At 64.8% G+C, this 19,675-nt stretch carries 13 protein-coding genes; 11 read left to right on the top strand and 2 right to left on the bottom strand.

All coding sequences use genetic code 11. The features are described 5' to 3' along the window. The first annotated feature begins 51 nt into the window (after positions 1–51). The 3 genes from AC1D2G_RS12085 to AC1D2G_RS12075 all read left to right on the top strand — a co-directional run bounded on the left by AC1D2G_RS12085 (position 52) and on the right by AC1D2G_RS12075 (position 4,969). Positions 52–1,248 carry a serine hydrolase domain-containing protein gene (locus AC1D2G_RS12085; protein WP_477414182.1) on the top strand — a complete coding sequence of 399 codons (1,197 nt, stop codon included), beginning with the start codon at positions 52–54 and terminating at the stop codon, positions 1,246–1,248. 90 nt (positions 1,249–1,338) lie between these two features. Then, positions 1,339–2,520 (top strand): serine hydrolase domain-containing protein, encoded by a 1,182-nt coding sequence (locus tag AC1D2G_RS12080; RefSeq protein ID WP_477414180.1) that lies wholly within the window; start codon positions 1,339–1,341, stop codon positions 2,518–2,520. Positions 2,521–2,644: 124 nt separating this feature from the next. After that, a complete protein-coding gene (locus AC1D2G_RS12075) occupies positions 2,645–4,969 on the top strand; it encodes a Tex family protein (protein WP_477414178.1) in 2,325 nt (774 codons plus the stop codon). On the opposite strand, the gene AC1D2G_RS12070 is transcribed toward AC1D2G_RS12075, so the two are convergent. Beyond that, the gene (locus tag AC1D2G_RS12070) at positions 4,970–5,860 is read right to left on the bottom strand and encodes a LysR family transcriptional regulator (protein ID WP_477414176.1); all 891 of its coding nucleotides are present in this window, start codon (positions 5,858–5,860) and stop codon (positions 4,970–4,972) included. It abuts the gene before it with no gap. Positions 5,861–6,014: 154 nt separating this feature from the next. Here AC1D2G_RS12070 and AC1D2G_RS12065 point away from each other — a divergent pair, with 154 nt between their 5' ends. The 8 genes from AC1D2G_RS12065 to amaB all read left to right on the top strand — a co-directional run bounded on the left by AC1D2G_RS12065 (position 6,015) and on the right by amaB (position 18,690). Beyond that, entirely contained in the window at positions 6,015–7,205 is a 1,191-nt protein-coding gene (locus AC1D2G_RS12065; RefSeq protein ID WP_477414174.1) for an acyl-CoA dehydrogenase, read from the top strand. A gap of 111 nt (positions 7,206–7,316) precedes the next feature. Beyond that, the gene (locus tag AC1D2G_RS12060) at positions 7,317–10,676 is read left to right on the top strand and encodes a transglutaminase family protein (protein WP_477414172.1); all 3,360 of its coding nucleotides are present in this window, start codon (positions 7,317–7,319) and stop codon (positions 10,674–10,676) included. Positions 10,677–10,682: 6 nt separating this feature from the next. Next, on the top strand, positions 10,683–13,094 hold the full coding sequence (locus AC1D2G_RS12055; RefSeq protein ID WP_457153363.1) for a circularly permuted type 2 ATP-grasp protein: 2,412 nt from the start codon (positions 10,683–10,685) through the stop codon (positions 13,092–13,094). Between the two features lie 67 nt (positions 13,095–13,161). After that, positions 13,162–14,046, top strand: a complete 885-nt coding sequence (locus AC1D2G_RS12050) for a transglutaminase family protein (RefSeq protein ID WP_477414170.1) — start codon at positions 13,162–13,164, stop codon at positions 14,044–14,046. Positions 14,047–14,145: 99 nt separating this feature from the next. Further along, positions 14,146–15,237 carry a DNA topoisomerase IB gene (locus AC1D2G_RS12045; protein WP_477414168.1) on the top strand — a complete coding sequence of 364 codons (1,092 nt, stop codon included), beginning with the start codon at positions 14,146–14,148 and terminating at the stop codon, positions 15,235–15,237. A 107-nt stretch (positions 15,238–15,344) separates the two neighbouring features. Further along, positions 15,345–15,719, top strand: coding sequence for a YciI family protein (locus tag AC1D2G_RS12040; RefSeq protein ID WP_095084477.1), 375 nt, complete (start codon positions 15,345–15,347; stop codon positions 15,717–15,719). Further along, a complete protein-coding gene (locus AC1D2G_RS12035) occupies positions 15,716–16,990 on the top strand; it encodes an RNA polymerase sigma factor (RefSeq protein WP_477398430.1) in 1,275 nt (424 codons plus the stop codon). Before AC1D2G_RS12040 ends, AC1D2G_RS12035 begins: the two co-directional genes overlap by 4 nt. Positions 16,991–17,175: 185 nt before the next feature. Continuing rightward, positions 17,176–18,690: an L-piperidine-6-carboxylate dehydrogenase gene (gene amaB, locus AC1D2G_RS12030; RefSeq protein ID WP_095084475.1), complete on the top strand. Its 1,515-nt coding sequence runs from the start codon at positions 17,176–17,178 to the stop codon at positions 18,688–18,690. A 48-nt stretch (positions 18,691–18,738) separates the two neighbouring features. On the opposite strand, the gene AC1D2G_RS12025 is transcribed toward amaB, so the two are convergent. After that, a complete protein-coding gene (locus tag AC1D2G_RS12025) occupies positions 18,739–19,605 on the bottom strand; it encodes a hypothetical protein (protein WP_477414166.1) in 867 nt (288 codons plus the stop codon). Positions 19,606–19,675: the final 70 nt, after the last annotated feature.

Raw genomic sequence — 19,675 nt, 5'->3', positions numbered from 1 at the left:
CGGACCCGGCGGCACGCCGCCGGGTCTTTTCTTTTCCGGGAATAGCTTTTCATGGACTCCTATCGCAACAGCGATCCGCGACCGCCGATCATGCAGGGCTCGCCGCCCGCCATGATGCCACCGAAGCTCGACTGGGACCGGCCGCCATGGAACCGCTGGGCGTTCCAGCACATCAGGGAAATTCTGCCGACCGCCGAAGTCTGGCGCGGCAATGGCCATCGCCATCGCTTCGAACGCGCCGAAGTCGATCTCGACGGACAGGCGGTCGAGGACAGCACGGGCCAGCCGACGACGCTCGCCGGATTGCTCGACGAGACCTATACGGACGGCTTCCTGGTGCTGAAGGACGGCAGGATAGCCTATGAGCGCTATTTCAACGGCATGGGCGAGCGGTCGCTGCACCTGTCGCAGTCGATGGCCAAGTCGGTCACCGGCTCGGTTTTCGGCATACTGGTCGGGCGCGGCCTGATCGATCCGGCCAGGCCGGTGACGGACTACCTGCCGGAACTGAGCGTCACCGGCTGGGCGGGAGCCAGTGTCCAGCATGTACTCGACATGACCAGCGGGGTGCGTTTTTCCGAGGAATATACCGACCGCTATTCGGACATCGGCCAGGTCGATGTCGCGACCGGCTGGAAACCGGTGCCGCCGGACAGCGATCCGGCCTTTCGCTGGCCCTCGCATATGTTCGAGCTGATCCTCGGCCTCACGGAAACGATCCGCCCGCATGGCGCGGCCTTCGAATATCGCTCGATCGAGACCGATGTGCTCGCCTTCATCATGGAGCGGATGACAGGCAAGCGTCTGCCGCAACTGGTTTCGGAAGAACTCTGGCAAAAGCTCGGCGCTGATGAAAGCGCCTGTTTCACCGTCGACAGTGCCGGCTATGCGGTCGCCGATGGCGGCTTCAACGCGACGCTGCGCGACTATGGCCGGTTCGGCCAACTGATCCTCGACAATGGCGGCGGCGTGGTGCCGGCCGACTGGATCGAGGCGACGCGCAACGGCAGGCACGGGCCGGACTTCAATCCCAGTCTGCCCGAAGGCAGCTACCGCAATCAGTTCTGGATCGAGGATCCGCGCTCGCGCGCGCTGATGTGCCGGGGGGTGTTCGGCCAGATGATCCACATCGACTGGAACACAAGCATGGTCGTGGTGAAGCTTTCGACCTATCCGGATTTCAGCAATGTCGCCTATTCGGTGGCGACCGTGAAGGCCGTGCACGCCATCGCCGCGGCACTCGACTGAGAAGCTGTTTGGAAACCCACTCCAGCGGCCATCGCCGAGCGACTTTCGAAACAGCCCCTAGAAACCCAAAGAAATCCGGAAGGAAACGCCATGGCCGGCAAGACCGCGTTCGAGATCCGCTACGGCTTCCGCCGCAATGAGGTGCTGCTCGCCAACTGGCGCGAGAACCCGTTCAACCGCTGGTCGTTCCAGAATCTCGGCGAGTTGGTACCGACTGCGCCCGTGGCCGCCGCCCCGGGTGGTGTCGAGGCGCCGGTGCGGGATATCAGCGGCCTGCTGGGCAACAAGGTCACGATCGCCGGCGCGCCCGAGACGGTGGCTGATTTTCTCGCACGCTCGAACACCGACGCGCTGACGGTGATGAAGGGCGGCACGGTCGTCGGCGACTGGTTCGCGCCGCATATGGATTTCGGCGCCCGCCACATCATCTTTTCGATCAGCAAGTCGCTGACCGCCATTGTCGCCGGCATATTGGAAGGCGAGGGCTTGTTCGATCCGGAAGCGCCGGTGACGCATTACATTCGGGAGGCCGCCGGCTCGGCCTATGCCGACGCGAGCGTTCGGCATGTGCTCGACATGAGCGTCAGCCTCGACTTCGAAGAGGCCTATCTCGATCCGGAAAGCGCCTTTGCCCGCTATCGCCGGGCGACGCTGTGGAATCCGGGCGGCGGCACGGAAAGCCTGCGCGAATTCATCCTGACCTTGCAGCGCCTTGCCGAGCCGCATGGCCAGACCTTCCGCTACCGCTCGCCCAATTCCGACCTGCTCGGCATCCTGCTCGAACGTGCCTCGGGCCAGCGCTTCACCGACCTGATGCGCGAGAAACTGTGGCTGCCGCTCGGCGCCGTCAACGAAGCCTCGATCGGTGTCGACATGGAAGGCACGGCGCGCACTGCCGGCGGCATTTCGGTGACGCCGCGCGACCTGGCGCGCGTCGGCGAGATGATGCGGCAAGGCGGCACGGCCAATGGCCGCCGCGTCGTGCCGGAGGCATGGGTGCGCGATACGATTGCCACCGGCGGCAGTTCGGAAGCCTGGCAGCGTGGCGCGATGCTGCCGCTGTTCCCCAAGGGCCGGTATCGCAACAAATGGTACCAGACGGACCTGCCGGGCGGCGCCTATTGCGGCATCGGCATCCACGGCCAGTGGCTCTATGTCGATCCCAGGACCGAAGTGGTGATCGCCAAGATGTCGTCGCAGCCGGTGCCGGTCGACGATCCGCTCGATATCGAGATCGTTGCCTTCTTCGAGGCGATGAGCCGGATGGTCTAATCTCCTACCCGCCAATTGCCGCGCGCTTTCCTGTGGACCCGCCGGGCTGATGAAAACGCGGCGGTTGGCGGACTGAACGTCTGCGCCTATGGTCGCCGCTCTTTTCGACGAGAGCAGGAACGACATGGCATCCGACATCAAGCGTATCGCAGCCATCATCGCGGCCGAGATCACCGCGCGGCCCGAACAGGCCGCCGCGGCGATCGAACTGCTCGACGAGGGCGCGACGGTGCCATTCGTGGCCCGCTATCGCAAGGAGGTGACAGGCGGGCTGGACGACACGCAGCTGCGCCTGCTTTCGGAGCGTCTCGCCTATCTGCGCGAGCTCGACGCGCGCCGCGACACGATCCTTGGTTCCATCCGCGAGCAGGGCAAGCTGACCGACGAGCTTGAAGGCAAGATCGTCGCCGCCACCACCAAGGCGGAGCTGGAAGACATCTACCTTCCCTACAAGCCGAAGCGCCGGACCAAGGCCGAAATCGCCAGGGAGCGCGGGCTGGGGCCGCTGGCCGAAGCCGTCCTCGCCGACCGGTCGCTGGTCCCGGCCGAACTGGCGCTGACCTATTTGACCGATGAGGTGGCCGACGCCAAGGCGGCACTCGAGGGCGCGCGCGACATCCTGTCGGAACAGTTCGCCGAGAATGCCGACCTGGTCGGCAAATTACGGACCTACATGAAGGAACGCGCCTTCATGCGCGCCCGGGTGGTCGACGGCAAGCAGGAGGCCGGCGCGAAATTCTCGGACTATTTCGACCATGTCGAGCGCTGGTCGACCGTGCCAAGCCATCGCGCGCTGGCGATGCTGCGCGGCCGCAATGAAGAGGTGCTGTCGCTCGACATCGAGGTCGATGCCGATGACACGTCGCCGGTGAAGCCGGTCGAGCGCATGATCGCCAACGCCTATGCCATCGGCGGCAGCCTGCCGGGCGACCGTTGGCTGATGGAGGTGGCGGGCTGGACTTGGCGGATAAAACTGTCGCTGCACCTGACGCTCGACCTGATGCGCGACCTGCGCGAGCGGGCGGAAGAGGAAGCGATCCATGTCTTTGCCCGCAACCTGAAGGATCTGCTGCTTGCCGCCCCCGCCGGCTCGCGCGCCACGATGGGGCTCGACCCCGGCATCCGCACCGGCGTCAAGGTGGCGGTGGTCGACGGCACCGGCAAGGTGCTGGCGACGGCGACCGTCTATCCGTTTCCACCCCGGAACGATGTGCGCGGCACGCAGGCGGAGCTGGCCAAACTCGTTCGCCTGCACAAGGTCGAGCTGATCTCGATCGGCAATGGCACCGGCAGCCGCGAAACCGAAAAGCTGGTGGCCGACATGCTGTCCGATATGCCGGCGGATGGCGGGCCTAAGCCGCTCAAGGTGATCGTCAGCGAGGCGGGCGCCTCGGTGTATTCGGCATCGGCGACGGCGGCGGCGGAATTTCCCGGTCTCGACGTGTCGCTGCGCGGTGCCGTCTCGATCGCCCGGCGCCTGCAGGATCCACTGGCCGAACTGGTCAAGATCGAGCCCAAGTCGATCGGCGTCGGCCAGTACCAGCACGATGTCGACCAGTACCGGCTTGGCCGCTCGCTGGAAGCGGTGGTCGAGGATGCGGTCAACGCCGTAGGCGTCGATCTCAACACCGCTTCGGCGCCGCTGCTGGCGCGCGTTTCGGGCCTTGGCGCATCGCTGGCCGACGCTATCGTCGCGCATCGCGATGCGACCGGACCCTTTGCCAGCCGCAAGGATCTGCTCAAGGTGCCCCGCCTTGGACCTCGCGCGTTCGAACAATCCGCCGGTTTCCTGCGCATCGCCAATGGCAGCGAGCCGCTCGATGCCTCGTCAGTCCATCCGGAAGCCTATGGCGTGGCCAAGAAGATCGTCGCCGCCTGCGGCCGCGACGTGCGCTCGCTGATGGGCGACAGTGCCGTGCTCAAGGCACTCGATCCGCGTGTCTTCGTCGATGAGCGTTTCGGCTTGCCGACGGTGCGCGACATCCTGGCGGAGCTGGAAAAGCCTGGCCGCGATCCGCGCCCCGGTTTCAAGACCGCGACCTTCGCCGACGGCATCGACGATATCAAGGATTTGAAGCCCGGTATGCTGCTGGAAGGCACCGTCACCAATGTCGCCGCCTTCGGTGCGTTCGTCGATATCGGCGTGCATCAGGACGGGCTGGTGCATGTCTCGCAGCTGGCCGACCGTTTCATCAAGGACGCGCATGAGGTGGTCAAGGCTGGTGATGTGGTCAAGGTGCGCGTCGTCGATGTCGACATCAAGCGCAAGCGCATCGCCCTTTCCATGCGCAGGGATGGCGGAGAAGGTGGTGCATCGCGCAGCGGGCCGCGCGACACTGGCGGCGGCAGGCCAGCGCCGCGTTCGCCTGCGCCGCAGCGCCAGCCGGAACGGCCCGCGCAGCAAGGGGCGTTCGGCGCAGCGTTGGCCGATGCGCTGAAGCGGAAGTAATTACCTGGTCAGGTGATTGAGCAGCCAGTCGCGAAAGCTGGCGACCGGCGGGTGGCCGCGCTTGTCGTGCGGGACGACGAGATGGTAGGCGCTGCGGCTTTGCATCGGCTGGCCGGGCGCCGGCACCAGCTGGCCGCGCTGCAATTCGCCGGCGATGAGGATCAGCGGTAGCAACGCTACGCCGAGCCCCGCCATGCAGGCTTGGGCGGCGGTGCCGAACTGTTCGAACTGCATGCCCGGTCCGGTCGGCGCGCTCAGGCCCTGGTGTTCGAACCATTCGGTCCAGGCGCCGGGGCGCGTCGCCATGTGCAGCAGCGGCAAGCGGCCGATATCGGCCGGTGCGGCGATGGCGCGGCCGGCGAGGAACTCGGGCGACACGACCGGTGCCACCGTTTCGCGTACCAAGAGCGTCGAGTCAGCCTCCGGCCAGTCCGGCAGGCCGTAGTGGATGGCGGCATCCAGCCGCTCGCGGGCGAAGTCGAAGCGGCCGACGCGGGTGACGAAGTTGATGGTGATATCGGGATTTTTTTCGACGAAATCGGGGATCATCGGCATCAGCCAGCGCGTGCCGAAGGTCGGCAAGATGGCAAGGTTCAGGATGCCACTATGCCGATTGCTCATCAATCCAAGGGCGGCGTCACGCAATTGGCCAAGCGCCGACCGTACCGCGTCGGCATAGATTTCGCCTGCCGTCGACAGCCTGACATTGCGGCTGTCGCGTTCGAACAGCCGGCGGCCGAACTGATCTTCCAGCAGCCTGATCTGCCGGCTGACCGCGCCCTGGGTCAGGTCGAGTTCCTGGGCGGCGGCGGTGAAACTGCCGAGGCGGGCCACCGCCTCGAAGGCGGCAAGGGCACTTGTGTTGGGTAGAAGGCGGCGCTGGACACTCATGATCCATTACTAACGCTCATTGATCGGTGAAGCAATTTCGTTTGATTTTTTCAGGCCGCGGGTCGATAAGCCGGGCCAAGATTTTGCTTCATGCATGTCGTCATGCCAAAACCGCTGACACTTTTGGGCGACCTGCATCAGTTGGGAGAGAGCCATGGCCGCCGACAAGAATGCATTCGTCTGGGAAGACCCGTTCCTGATCGAGGACCAGCTTTCGGAAGACGAGCGCATGGTGCGCGATGGTGCCGCGGCCTTCGCCGCTGACAAGCTCGCGCCGCGGATCGAGGACGCCTATCTCAACGAGACGTTCGACACGGCGATCTTTCGCGAAATGGGCGACGCCGGCCTGCTCGGCATCACCATTCCCGAGGAGTTTGGCGGGCTTGGCGCCAACTACGTGACCTACGGGCTGGTGGCGCGGGAAGTCGAACGTGTCGACTCGGGTTACCGCTCGATGATGAGCGTGCAGTCCTCGCTGGTGATGTATCCGATCTACGCCTATGGCTCGGATGAGCAGCGCAAGAAGTACCTGCCCAAGCTTGCCAGCGGAGAATGGATCGGCTGTTTCGGCCTGACCGAGCCGGATGCCGGCTCCGATCCGGGCGGCATGAAGACGCGCGCCGAGAAGACCGCCAATGGCTACAGGCTCTCCGGCTCGAAGATGTGGATTTCCAACTCGCCGGTCGCCGATGTGTTCGTTGTCTGGGCGAAATCATCGGCGCATGACAACCAGATCCGCGGCTTCGTGCTGGAAAAGGGCATGAAGGGGCTTTCGGCGCCGAAGATCGGCGGCAAGCTGTCGCTGCGGGCTTCGATCACCGGCGAGGTGGTGATGGAAGGCGTCGAGGTCGGCGAGGACGCGCTGCTGCCCAATGTTTCCGGACTGAAAGGCCCGTTCGGCTGCCTCAATCGCGCCCGCTTCGGCATTTCCTGGGGCTCGATGGGTGCCGCAGAAGATTGCTGGCATCGCGCCCGCCAGTACGGCCTCGACCGCAAGCAGTTCGGCAAGCCGCTGGCCGGCACGCAGCTTTACCAGAAGAAGCTCGCCGACATGCAGACCGAGATCGCGCTTGGATTGCAGGCCAGCCTGCGCGTCGGACGGTTGCTGGATGAAGGCAAGATGGCTCCGGAAATGATCTCGATCGTCAAGCGCAACAATTGCGGCAAGGCGCTCGACATCGCCCGCCAGGCCCGCGACATGCATGGCGGCAACGGCATCCAGATCGGCTACCACGTCATGCGCCACGCGCAGAACCTGGAGACGGTCAACACCTATGAAGGCACGCATGACGTGCATGCATTGATCCTGGGAAGGGCGCAGACGGGCCTGCAGGCGTTTTTCTAAGCCGGCACACCTGCTTAAATTAGGTGCACCGCAACATCTCTGCTTGGAGAATGGCCGCCATTTGTGTCAGGGTTCAGCGAATTCGTTTGAAACGCTGAATTCCGGGGCCCCATGGCAATTCTGGCAGCTGTCTACCATCTTACCCATTACAAATATGACCGGCCGGTGGTTCTCGGGCCGCAGATCATCAGGCTGCAGCCGGCGCCGCATTCCCGCACCAAGGTGTTGAGCCATTCGCTGAAGGTCGAACCGGCGAACCACTTCGTCAATCTGCAGCAGGACCCCTACGGCAACTTCCTCGCCCGTTTCGTTTTTCCCGAGCCGGTGACGGAACTGAAGATCGAGGTCGATCTCGTCGCCGACATGACTGTCTACAATCCGTTCGATTTCTTCGTCGAGCCATCGGCCGAGGCGTTTCCGTTCGAGTACCCGGAAGAGATCCGCGACGATCTCGCCATCTACCGCACGCCGGAGCCGGCAGGTCCGCTGCTTTCGGCCTTGCTTGGGACCATCGACCGCAGCGCAAAGAACACCGTCAATTTCCTCGTCGATCTCAATGCCCGGCTGCAGCGCGAAATCGCCTATATCGTGCGCATGGAGACCGGTGTGTTCTCGCCGGAAGAGACGCTGGCCGCGAAAAAAGGCTCGTGCCGCGATTCAAGCTGGCTGCTGGTGCAGATCTTGCGCAATCTCGGCATCGCCGCTCGCTTTGTCTCCGGCTATCTGATCCAGCTCAAGCCGGATCTCGTCGCATTGGACGGACCGCCGGGAACGGCGATAGACTTCACCGATCTGCATGCCTGGTGCGAGGTCTATCTTCCCGGCGCCGGCTGGATCGGCTTCGATCCGACCTCCGGCCTGCTCACCGGCGAGAGCCATGTGCCGCTGGCCGCCACGCCGCATTTCCGCAATGCAGCGCCGATTTCCGGCATGGCGAGCTTTGCCAATGTCGACTTCGGCTTCGAGATGCGGGTCGACCGCATCGCCGAACATCCGCGCATCACCAAGCCGTTCTCGGATGAAAGCTGGCAGGCGCTCGATGCACTTGGCAACAAGGTCGATGCAGCACTTGCGGAAGGTGACGTGCGGCTGACGATGGGCGGCGAGCCGACCTTCGTCTCGATCGACGATTTCGAATCCGCAGAGTGGAACACCGCCGCCGTCGGACCGACCAAGCGTGAGAAGGCCGATGCGCTGATCCGACGGTTGCGCGAGCGCTTCGCGCCGGGCGGCTTTCTCCACTACGGCCAAGGCAAATGGTATCCGGGCGAGAGCCTGCCGCGCTGGACCTTCTCGCTGTACTGGCGCGCCGATGGTGAGCCGGTGTGGAGCGACCCGTCGCTGATCGCGCGCGAAAAGAGCGCGGCCGATGTCGGGCCCAAACAGGCCGAAAGCCTGCTGACCGCGATTGCCGGCGAACTCGGCATCGAAAAATCCATGGTCAGCGAAGCCTATGAGGATCCGGCCGAGTGGTTGCTCAAGGAAGGCAAGCTGCCGGACAATGTCGATCCCTCCAACTCCAAGCTGGAGGATCCGGAAGAGCGCAGCCGCATGGCGAAAGTCTTCGAACGCGGGCTGACCAAGCCGTCCGGCTATGTACTGCCGGTGCAGCGCTGGAACAGCCAGGCGTCGGGACCGCGCTGGCGTTCGGAAAAGTGGAAGACGCGGCGCGGCCGGCTGTTCCTGGTGCCGGGCGATTCACCCGTCGGCTATCGCTTGCCGCTCGGTACGCTTCCCTATGTGCCGCCGGCACAGTTCCCCTACATCGTGCCGGTCGATCCGTCGCTGCCGCGCGGGCCGCTGCCGGCGCGCGAGGCGATCCTGCCGGTAGCGGCTCCGGCCGAACTCGAAGGCGCCGATGAAATGGCGCGCCGCCAGCAGGCGGTGTCGTTCACCGCGGCAAGCGGCCAACAGGACCGGGTCGAGCAGGAAATCACCGAGATCGGCGGCGCGGTGCGCACCGCACTCTCGGTCGAGCCGCGCGACGGTCGGCTCTGCGTGTTCATGCCGCCGGTCGAGGCGCTCGAAGACTATCTTGAACTGGTGGCGGCTGCCGAGAATGCAGCGCGGACCATCGGCCTGCCGGTGCATATCGAAGGCTATGGCCCGCCGCACGATCCGCGCCTCAACGTCATCCGCGTCGCACCCGATCCCGGCGTCATCGAAGTCAACATCCATCCTGCCGCCAACTGGCAGGAATGCGTGGCGACGACGACAGCGATCTACGAGGAAGCGCGGCAGACCCGGCTTGGCGCCGACAAGTTCATGATCGACGGACGCCACACCGGCACCGGCGGCGGCAATCATGTCGTGGTCGGCGGCGCGACACCCAATGACAGCCCGTTCCTGCGCCGGCCCGATTTGTTGAAGAGCCTCGTGCTGCAGTGGCAGCGGCATCCGTCGCTGTCCTACCTGTTCTCCGGCCTGTTCATCGGCCCGACCAGCCAGGCGCCGCGCTTCGACGAGGCGCGTCACGACTCGCTCTATGAGCTCGAGATCGCAATGGCGCAGGTACCGCATCCCGACCGGGGCGCCGCACCTTTGCCGTGGCTGGTCGACCGGCTGTTCCGCAACCTGTTGACCGATGTCACCGGCAATACGCACCGCTCGGAAATCTGCATCGACAAGCTGTTTTCGCCGGACGGGCCGACCGGTCGGCTCGGCCTGGTCGAGTTCCGTGGCTTCGAGATGCCGCCCAATGCGCGCATGAGCCTGGCGCAGCAGCTCTTGGTCCGTGCCATTATTGCCCGCGCGTGGAAAAACCCGCTCGACGGCCGCTTCGTGCGCTGGGGCACCTCGCTGCATGATCGTTTCATGCTGCCGCACCATGTCTGGGCGGATTTTCTCGACGTGCTCGACGATCTCAAGCTCAGCGGCTTCGAGTTCCGTCCGGAATGGTTCGATGCCCAGCTCGAATTCCGCTTCCCGTTCTGCGGCGAGGTCCAGCATGCCGGCATCAAGCTGGAGCTGCGGCAGGCGCTCGAGCCTTGGCACGTAATGGGCGAGCAAGGGGCGATCGGCGGCACCGTGCGCTTCGTCGATTCCTCTGTCGAACGGCTGCAGGTCAAGACCGAGGGGCTGAACCCCGAGCGTCATGCGGTGGTCTGCAACGGCCGCATCGTGCCGATGAAGGTCACCGACAACCGCGAAGTGGCGGTGGCGGGCGTCCGCTTCAAGGCGTGGCAGCCGGCTTCGGGACTGCATCCGGCGCTGCCGGTCAACACGCCGCTGGTGTTCGACATCTATGACCGCTGGTCGGGCCGCGCGGTCGGCGGCTGCGTCTACCATGTCGCGCATCCGGGCGGGCGCAACTACGACACCTTCCCGGTCAACGGCAACGAGGCGGAGGCACGGCGGCTCGCCCGCTTCGAACCGCGCGGCCATACGCCGTCCTTCTATGTGCTGCGTGAGGAACAACCGGCGGAAGATTTCCCGATGACGCTTGACCTTCGGCGGCCGGCAAGACTCTGATCAACGATGGCAAAGGGGAATCACAAAAGGGTACGCGGCAAGCCGCAGATCCACAGCCTGCTGGAGCACTACCAGCCGATCGACGGCGTCGTCGACGAGATGGTCGATGCGTCAGGCACTCCCCGTCCGGTCTGGAAGCACTTCATCGAGGCGCTCGACGAACTTGGGGCTGAAAAGCTTGGCCAGCGCTTCGCGCGCGCCGACCAGTATCTGCGCGACGCCGGCGTCTATTACCGCGTCTATGACAAGGCCGGCGCCAATGAGCGCGAATGGCCGCTGGCGCATATTCCCCTGCTTATCGAGGACAGCGAGTGGGCCGCGATCAGCGCCGGCCTGGTGCAGCGCGCCGAACTGTTCGAAGAGACGATTGCGGACATCTACGGGCCGAACCGGCTGGTCGAAAAGGGCATCCTGCCGGCGGGGCTGATCGCCGCCAGCCCGGAATATTTGCGGCCAGTGGTCGGCACCAGGCCGGCTGGCGGGCATTTCCTGCATTTCTGCGCGTTCGAACTCGGCCGCGGGCCCGATGGCCAATGGTGGGTGCTGGGCGACCGCACCCAGGCGCCATCTGGCGCCGGCTTTGCGCTGGAGAACCGTGTCGCCACCACACGCGCGCTGTCCGATATCTACGGCGAGATGCATGTGCACCGCCTTGCCGGCTTCTTCCGCCGTTTTCGCGATGCGTTGATCGGCATGGCCAAGGAAACCGACGGCCGTGTCGCCATCCTGACGCCGGGGCCGCTCAACGAAACCTATTACGAACACGCCTATATCGCCCGCTATCTCGGTATCATGCTGCTCGAAGGCGAGGATCTGACCGTCTCCGGCGGCAGGCTGATGGTGCGCACGGTCTCCGGCCTGATGCCGATCAGCGTGCTGTGGCGGCGGCTCGACGCTGCCTTCGCCGATCCGCTCGAACTGCGCCCGGATTCGCAGATCGGCACGCCAGGCCTTGTCGAGGCGATCCGCCAGGGCGCGGTTGCGACCGTCAACGCGCTTGGCTCCGGCCTGATGGAAACACGCGCGCTGCTCGCCTTCCTGCCCAAGATCTCGCGCGCCTTGCGGGGCGAGGAATTGCTGCTGCCGAGCGTCGCGACGTGGTGGTGCGGGCAGGCGACGGAACGCGCGCATGTGCTGGCCAATATCGACCGCATGGTGATCGGTCCGGCGCTATCGACACGGCTTGCCTTCGAGGATGACAACCAGACGAAGCTCGGCTCGGCGCTTTCCGCCGGGGAGCGGGCTGAGCTGGTGGCGCGCATCGAAGGTGAAGGCGGCGCCTTCGTCGGCCAGGAAGCGGTGACGCTTTCGACGACACCGGTCTTTGTCGGCGGCTGGCTGGAGCCACGGCCGGCGAGCCTGCGCGTCTATCTGGCGCGCACGCCCGAGGGCTGGACGGTGATGCCGGGCGGTTTTGCCCGCGTCGGCCTGTCGCTCGATCCGACGGCGATCGCCATGCAGCGTGGCGGCCAGGCGGCGGACGTCTGGGTGGTCAGCGACAGACCGGTGGAGCGCGAGACGCTGCTGCCGCAAGAAGGCGACAGCTTCATCCGCACCAGGCCGGGCAGCCTGCCCAGCCGGGCAGCGGAAAACCTGACCTGGCTCGGCCGCTACATCGAACGCTCGGAAGACACGGTGCGCATCCTGCGCGCCTATCATGTGCGGCTCGCCGAGACCTCCGATCCGGACATGCCGCTGCTTGCCGACATCAGGGATTATCTCGAACCTTTCGGCATCGACGTCGAGACGGCGATCCCGTCGGGACTGATCGGCACGCTGGATAGCGCCGTCTACAGCGCCGGGCAGATCCGCGACCGGTTCTCACCCGATGGCTGGCTGGCGCTCAAGGATCTGTCGAAGACCATCCATCAGTTCGCAACCACGGTGGCGCCCGGCGACGACGCGACACGGGCCATGACGGTCATCCTGCGCAAGCTCGCCGGCTTCTCCGGCCTGCTGCATGAGAACATGTACCGCTTCGCCGGTTGGCGTTTCCTCGAGATCGGCCGGCGGCTGGAGCGCGGCATCCAGATCGCCCGCACGCTGTCCCGGCTGACCGGCGCCAAGGCGCCGGACGGCGCGCTCGACATGATGCTGGAGATCGGCGACAGCGTGATGACCCACCGCCGGCAATATCCGGTGCAGGCCGGCCGGCGCACGGTGGTCGATCTCCTGGCGCTCGACCCGCTCAATCCGCGCTCCATCCTGTTCCAGCTCGAAAGGCTGAAGGCAGAGATCGGCCTGTTGCCGTCGCTCGGCGGCGAGGGGCACATGTCGCCGGCGGCCAAGGAGATCCTGCAACTCAACACCCAGATCGCCATCAAGGAGCCTTCGGACATGACGGCCAAGGCGCTGGACGATCTCGCCTATGAAATCGGCGGCCTCTACAACAGCCTCGCCAAAGCCTATTTCGGCTAGGCAGGTTCCGCAAAAGGGTCACATGGTTTTGCGACAAGACCCTGCGCCAAGACAAGAAAAGTAGCGCATGCTTTACGACATCCGGCTCCATCTCCATTACGACTATGCCGCGGCGGCGGGCGGCGGCCGCCACCAGATACGCGTGCTGCCATCGACGATTTCCGGCGTGCAGCGAGTCATCGCCGCGTCATTGTCCTTCGCACCGGCGCCCAACGAGCGTTCGGATTTTTCGGACTTCTTCGGCAACAACGTCACCTCGATCGCCTTTCGCGACGCGCATGACGCGCTCGACATCCGGATGAGCGCACGCGTATCGGTGTCGCGGCCCGAGCCCGGGCTCGACGTGTCGCCCGATATCGGCCGGCTCAGGCAGGAGCTCGCAGCGGTGCGGTCGCTGGCGTCGGATGCACCGCATCATTTCCTGACGGGCAGCACCCATGCCGGCCTCGATGGTGCGATCACCCTCTATGCGCAAGGCAGCGTCGGCGGCTCCGCCGCCGGCACGGCGATGGACCTGTGCAATCGCATCCATCGCGATTTCACCTATGACGGCGAGGCGACGACGGTGCGGACCCGGGCCAGCGACGCCTTCAGGCTGAAGCGCGGCGTCTGCCAGGATTTTTCGCACATCATGATCGCCGGCCTGCGCGGACTCGGTATTCCGGCCGGCTATGTCAGCGGCTTCCTGCGCACCATCCCGCCGAAGGGCAAGCCTCGGCTGGAAGGCGCCGATGCCATGCATGCCTGGGTCAAGGTCTGGTGTGGGCGAGACGCCGGCTGGCAGGAATTCGATCCGACCAACGGCATGCGGGCCAGCAACGACCACATCACCGTCGGCTACGGCCGCGACTATTCGGACGTGGCGCCGATCGTCGGCGTGCTCAAGACCACCGGCGGACAGGTCGGCGAACAGGCTGTCGACGTCATTCCGGTCGTGCTCGAAAAAGCCTGAAAGCAGGCTCGGCGCCAGCGCTGTCGCCGGCTTTTCGCACGACCTTTGGAACCAGCAATCGGCCCGCAGCTTATCTACGGATATTTGCGTGGAGCAGACATGCTGCAAAAATCCGGATCGTCGCACGGCCGGCCGGCTGACGAAGATGCTGTGCCGAAGAACGGGGCGCAAACCTCGGCCGATCATGCATCGCTTACCTATGTCAGCGATGCCGAGCCCGGCATAAGGCGGCTGAAGGCAGGCAAGGGTTTTTCCTACAAGGGACCGGACGGGCGGCCAGTTCCCGACGTCACGCGGGCGCGCATCGAGGCAATCGTCATTCCGCCGGCCTGGACGGATGTGTGGATTTCGCCGGACGCCGACGGCCATATCCTGGCGACCGGCAGGGACCAGCGCGGACGCAAGCAGTACCGCTACCATCCGCATTGGGCCGAAGAACGCGACGGCGCCAAATATTCTAGCCTTGTCGCCTTTGCCGAAAGTCTGCCGGCCCTGCGGCGCCGGATCGACAGCGATCTGCGCCGTCGCGGCCTGCCGCTCGAGCGTGTCGTCGCCGCCGTCGTCTGGCTGCTCGACAACACGATGATCCGCGTCGGCAACGCCGCCTATGCCCGCGACAACAACAGTTTCGGGCTGACCACATTGCGCGACCGCCACGTCGACATCGTCGGTTCAAGCCTGCGCTTCGCCTTCAAGGGAAAGTCCGGCAAGGAGTGGAAGCTCAAACTGGTCGATCGCCGCATCGCTAGGATCGTGCGCGGCGCGCAGGACTTGCCCGGCCAAAAACTGTTCCAGTATCTCGACGAAGACGGCAACAGGCGGCCGGTCCGTTCAGAGGACGTCAACTGCTATATCAGGGAGGCCGTTGGCGATGCGTTCAGCTCCAAGCACTTCCGCACCTGGGGCGGCACCATCCACGCCGCGTCACTGTTTGCGCAGACGGAATTGCCGGAAAGCCAGGCGCAGCAAAAGCGGGTGATGAACAGCGTCGTCGACAAGGTCGCCGAGCGGCTGGGCAATACGCGCGCCGTCTGCCGCAAATGCTATATCCATCCGCAGGTGTTCGAGGCCTGGTCGCAAGGACGATTGCTCGACGAAATGGGGCAAGCCAATAAGCATAAGAGCTCGATAGACGGCCTCGATGGCGAGGAAGCTCTCGTGCTGAGATGGCTGAAGGTGTGCGAAAGCTGACCGGCGGCAAGGGCGGTTGCCAAATGCGCGGCACCCAGATTTTTTTATCGACGTCGTGTCGGGATCGGTCCTAGTGTTTCGTCCTTTGACAGAGAAAAGGACCAACCATGCTCTACGCAATCCTCTGCTATGCCTCCGAAGACGTCGTCAGCTCGTGGAGCAAGGCGCAGGACGATGAAGTCATAGGCAAGCTTCTCAACGTTCAGGAAAAGTACGTCCAGGCCGGACGACTTGGCCCAGTGGCGCGGCTGTTGCCGACCACGGCGGCAACGACGCTGAGAAAGGTCAAGGGCGAAGCCGTCGTCATCGACGGGCCTTTCGCGGAGACCAAGGAGCAATTCCTCGGCTTCTACACGCTCGAATGCGCAGATCTCGACGAGGCTGTCGAGTTCGCCCGTGAACTGTCCGACGTCAACCCGAGCGGCGGCTCCTACGAGATTCGGCCGGTTCAGATGTTTCACACCAACAAGATTCCCGCATGACCGAACTCGCCTGGATAAGCTCGACAATCAACACCGCCCGTCCGCAGGCGATGGGCGCGCTGCTGCGTTATTTCCGCGATCTCGATACGGCGGAGGAAGCTTTCCAGGATGCGTGTCTCAGAGCCCTGAAGAACTGGCCGCAGAACGGGCCACCGCGTGATCCGGCGGCCTGGCTGATCTTTGTCGGCCGCAACAGCGGCATCGATGCGGTACGCAAGCGTGCCAAGCAGGCGCCGATGCCGGAGGAAGACCAGATCTCCGACCTGGAAGATGCCGAGAGCGATATGGCCGAGCGGCTGGACGGCGCGCATTACCGCGACGACATCTTGCGGCTGCTGTTCATTTGCTGTCATCCCGATCTGTCGCCGACGCAGCAGATCGCGGTGGCGCTGCGCATCGTCTCGGGCATCACCGTCAAGCAGATCGCGCGCGCCTTCCTGGTCGGCGAAAGCGCCATGGAACAGCGCATCACCCGCGCCAAGGCGCGCATTGCCGACGCCGGCGTGCCGTTCGAGACGCCGGGCGCGGTCGAGCGCTCGGAACGGCTCGCCGCTGTCGCCGCCATGGTCTACCTGATCTTCAACGAGGGCTACTCGACCAACAGCGGCGAGGCGCCGGCGCGCGCACCGCTGTGCGAGGAGGCGATCCGGTTGGCGCGGCTTTTGCTCAGGCTGTTCCAGACCGAGCCGGAGATCATGGGGCTGACGGCGCTGTTGCTGCTGCAGCATGCGCGCGCGCCGGCCCGTTTCGATGAAGACGGAGAGATCGTGCTGCTCGAGGATCAGGATCGCAGCCTGTGGAGCCGCAAGATGATCGACGAGGGGCTGGCGCTGGTCGACAAGGCGCTGCGCCATCGCCAACCCGGCCCCTACCAGGTGCAGGCCGCTATTGCCGCGCTGCACGCCCGGGCCGAGAAGTCCGAGGACACCGACTGGGTGGAGATCGACCTGCTCTATGGCCTGCTCGAACAGATGCAGCCGTCGCCGGTGATCACGCTCAACCGCGCGGTCGCGGTCTCAAAGGTGCGCGGACCGGCGGAAGCGCTTGCCATGATCGAGCCGCTCGAACAGAGGCTTTCCGGCTATTTCCACTTCTTCGGCCTCAAGGGTGGCCTTTTGATGCAGCTTGACCGGGGCGAAGAGGCGCGTGTCGCCTTCGACCGCGCCATCGCGCTCGCCAACACGGCCGCGGAAGCCGCCCATATCCGCATGCATATCGACCGGCTGATGAAAGACGGTGCGGTACGGGGACCTGCCCGCACGGCGAAATGACTGACTTTTGGTCTGGTTCAACGGTCTGCTCTCGGCTTGGACCATGCCGGGGTGGCGATTTTCCCCTGGAACGAGTAATGCCACGCCATGACAGTGCCTGAGGTGTCTTTTCGGCACGCAGGCGACATGGCGCAAGGCTTGATCCGGCGCCATATGATGGCGACGGGATCTGAAAGGGACAAAAAATGACCATAGCGAAGGAAACGGCCGAGCTGCTGGCGAAACTGGGTGTGGCCAAGGACGCGCTTGTTGGCGGCGACCTGATCGTGCGCAGCCCGGTGACGGGTGAGCAGATCGCGGCGCTGAAGACGATCTCGCCGGCCGACGCGGCCAAGACCATCGATGCCGCGCACAAGGCGTTCCAGGCGTGGCGGATGGTGCCGGGCCCGCGGCGCGGCGAGCTGGTGCGGCTGCTCGGCGAGGAGCTGCGCACGCACAAGGCCGAGCTTGGCCGGCTGGTCTCGATCGAGGTCGGCAAGATCCCGTCCGAGGGACTTGGCGAAGTGCAGGAGATGATCGACATCTGCGATTTCGCCGTCGGTCTGTCCCGGCAATTGTACGGCCTGACCATCGCCACCGAGCGCCCGGGCCATCGCATGATGGAAACCTGGCATCCGCTCGGCGTCGTCGGCGTCATTTCCGCCTTCAACTTCCCGGTCGCGGTGTGGTCGTGGAACGCAGCGCTGGCGCTGGTCTGCGGCGACGCGGTGGTGTGGAAGCCGTCGGAGAAGACACCGCTGACGGCGCTCGCCTGCGAAGCGATTTTTGCCCGCGCGGTAAAGCGTTTCGGCACCGACGCGCCACAGGGCCTGGCGCCGGTGCTGATCGGTGACCGCGCGGTCGGCGAGATCCTGGTCGATCATCCCAAGGTGCCACTGGTATCGGCCACCGGCTCGACGCGCATGGGCCGCGACGTTGGCCCGCGGCTGGCCAAGCGCTTTGCCCGCGCGGTGCTCGAACTCGGCGGCAACAATGCCGGCATCGTCTGCCCGACCGCCGATCTCGACATGGCGCTGCGCGCGATTGCCTTCGGCGCGATGGGCACGGCGGGACAGCGCTGCACGACGCTGCGGCGCTTGTTCGTGCATGACAGTGTCTATGACGCCCTGGTTCCACGTCTCAAGAAGGCTTACGAAAGTGTCTCGGTCGGCAATCCGCTGGAGACCTCTTCACTGGTCGGGCCGCTGATCGACAAGGCTGCCTTCGACGCCATGCAGAAGGCGCTGAAGGAGGCAGGTTCACATGGCGGCAAGGTGACCGGCGGCGCCCGGGTCGAGAACGGCCATCCGGATGCCTATTACGTGCATCCGGCGCTGGTAGAAATGCCGAAACAGGTTTCGCCGGTGACGGAGGAGACCTTCGCGCCGATCCTCTATGTGATGAAATATTCGGATTTCGACGCCGTGCTCGATGAGCACAACGCGGTCGGCGCCGGCCTGTCGTCGTCGATCTTCACCCGCGACCTGCAGGAATCCGAGCGCTTCCTCGGTGTCGACGGCTCGGACTGCGGCATTGCTAACGTCAATATCGGCACGTCGGGCGCCGAGATCGGCGGTGCCTTTGGCGGCGAAAAGGAAACCGGCGGCGGTCGCGAGAGCGGCTCCGATGCGTGGAAGGCCTATATGCGGCGCGCCACCAACACGGTGAACTATTCCAAGGCACTGCCGCTGGCGCAGGGCGTTTCGTTCGACATCGATTAAGGACGCCGGGGCTCCCATGCATCCCCCGCACGGGGGATGCTGCACCGATCATCTGCCAGCCGGCAAGCCGAAGGCATCGACGAAGGCGGCATCGATGATGGCCAGCTTCACGGCCTGGGCGGTCATGTATTCGCGGTAGAAATCGGCCGACACCCACATCACCGAATTGCCGCGTTGGCCGAGCCAGCCGACGCTGCCGAGGTCCTCGGCATCACGCAGCTTGCGCCCCAGATGGGTTCGCGACAGTTTGAGCCATTTGGCGAAATCGCCGATCGAGACGATGCCGGTCGGGATTTGATCAAGTCCGGCATGATCGGGATCGACGCTCGATATCAGCCAGTCCATGACGACGCCGCCATTGTTGAGCCAGGTGAACAGGGAAAAGGTCTGCCTGGGCTCGCGGACGGGGTTGGAGGAGACCAGGCCGTCGGCCACCAGCGGCTGCACCCTGGCGAGCGCGTCGGGCCGTTCGAGGAACGTCGCAAGACGGTTCGCGCCGTCGAGGCTGTCCAGCGTGTGCAGATGCGCCATCATCCAGCCGGCGACCGTCTCCAGCGTGTTTACTGTGGGCTGTATCGGGCGGATGCGGCCGTCCTGTGCCGTCGGCAGAAGCTCGACGAAATTGTAATGCAGCATCTCCTTGATGAAGGCGTCAGCGGTGTTGCGGCTGGCGACGGCGTTCTGGCGGATCACGTCGATGAAACGTGCCGCCGTCAGTTGCTTGCGGTAGTCATCGGGCTTCCGCCTGAAATGCAAGGCGAGGCCGATATGCGCCATCAGCCAACGCTGCTGGGTGGCGAACACCGACGAGAGCCGAGGGCTCATTCCGTAGGCCTGGATCAGCGCCTGCGCCTGGGCACGGACACAGCGATACAATGCCGGGTGGCCGGCAATAAGCTCCGAGGTCAGCGCCATTCTCCCCCTGCTCCGATTCGGCCTGACGGCTGCGAAGACCCAACCACATTTTCAGCCTTCCGCTTCTGTG

The sequence above is a fragment of the Mesorhizobium sp. P2_C7 genome (assembly GCF_056404515.1).
Note: the sequence above shows the minus strand (reverse complement) of the source record. Positions and strands in the feature narration are given on the sequence as shown.

What these genes read in the sequence shown, in the direction of transcription:
- AC1D2G_RS12045 (WP_477414168.1), top strand. Translation starts at nt 14,146, where the DNA reads ATGCTGCAAAAATCCGGATCGTCGCACGGCCGGCCGGCTGACGAAGAT.
- AC1D2G_RS12065 (WP_477414174.1), top strand. Translation starts at nt 6,015, where the DNA reads ATGGCCGCCGACAAGAATGCATTCGTCTGGGAAGACCCGTTCCTGATC.
- AC1D2G_RS12025 (WP_477414166.1), bottom strand. Translation starts at nt 19,605, where the DNA reads ATGGCGCTGACCTCGGAGCTTATTGCCGGCCACCCGGCATTGTATCGC.
- AC1D2G_RS12055 (WP_457153363.1), top strand. Translation starts at nt 10,683, where the DNA reads ATGGCAAAGGGGAATCACAAAAGGGTACGCGGCAAGCCGCAGATCCAC.
- AC1D2G_RS12050 (WP_477414170.1), top strand. Translation starts at nt 13,162, where the DNA reads ATGCTTTACGACATCCGGCTCCATCTCCATTACGACTATGCCGCGGCG.
- AC1D2G_RS12070 (WP_477414176.1), bottom strand. Translation starts at nt 5,860, where the DNA reads ATGAGTGTCCAGCGCCGCCTTCTACCCAACACAAGTGCCCTTGCCGCC.
- AC1D2G_RS12080 (WP_477414180.1), top strand. Translation starts at nt 1,339, where the DNA reads ATGGCCGGCAAGACCGCGTTCGAGATCCGCTACGGCTTCCGCCGCAAT.
- AC1D2G_RS12035 (WP_477398430.1), top strand. Translation starts at nt 15,716, where the DNA reads ATGACCGAACTCGCCTGGATAAGCTCGACAATCAACACCGCCCGTCCG.
- AC1D2G_RS12060 (WP_477414172.1), top strand. Translation starts at nt 7,317, where the DNA reads ATGGCAATTCTGGCAGCTGTCTACCATCTTACCCATTACAAATATGAC.
- AC1D2G_RS12085 (WP_477414182.1), top strand. Translation starts at nt 52, where the DNA reads ATGGACTCCTATCGCAACAGCGATCCGCGACCGCCGATCATGCAGGGC.
- amaB (WP_095084475.1), top strand. Translation starts at nt 17,176, where the DNA reads ATGACCATAGCGAAGGAAACGGCCGAGCTGCTGGCGAAACTGGGTGTG.
- AC1D2G_RS12040 (WP_095084477.1), top strand. Translation starts at nt 15,345, where the DNA reads ATGCTCTACGCAATCCTCTGCTATGCCTCCGAAGACGTCGTCAGCTCG.
- AC1D2G_RS12075 (WP_477414178.1), top strand. Translation starts at nt 2,645, where the DNA reads ATGGCATCCGACATCAAGCGTATCGCAGCCATCATCGCGGCCGAGATC.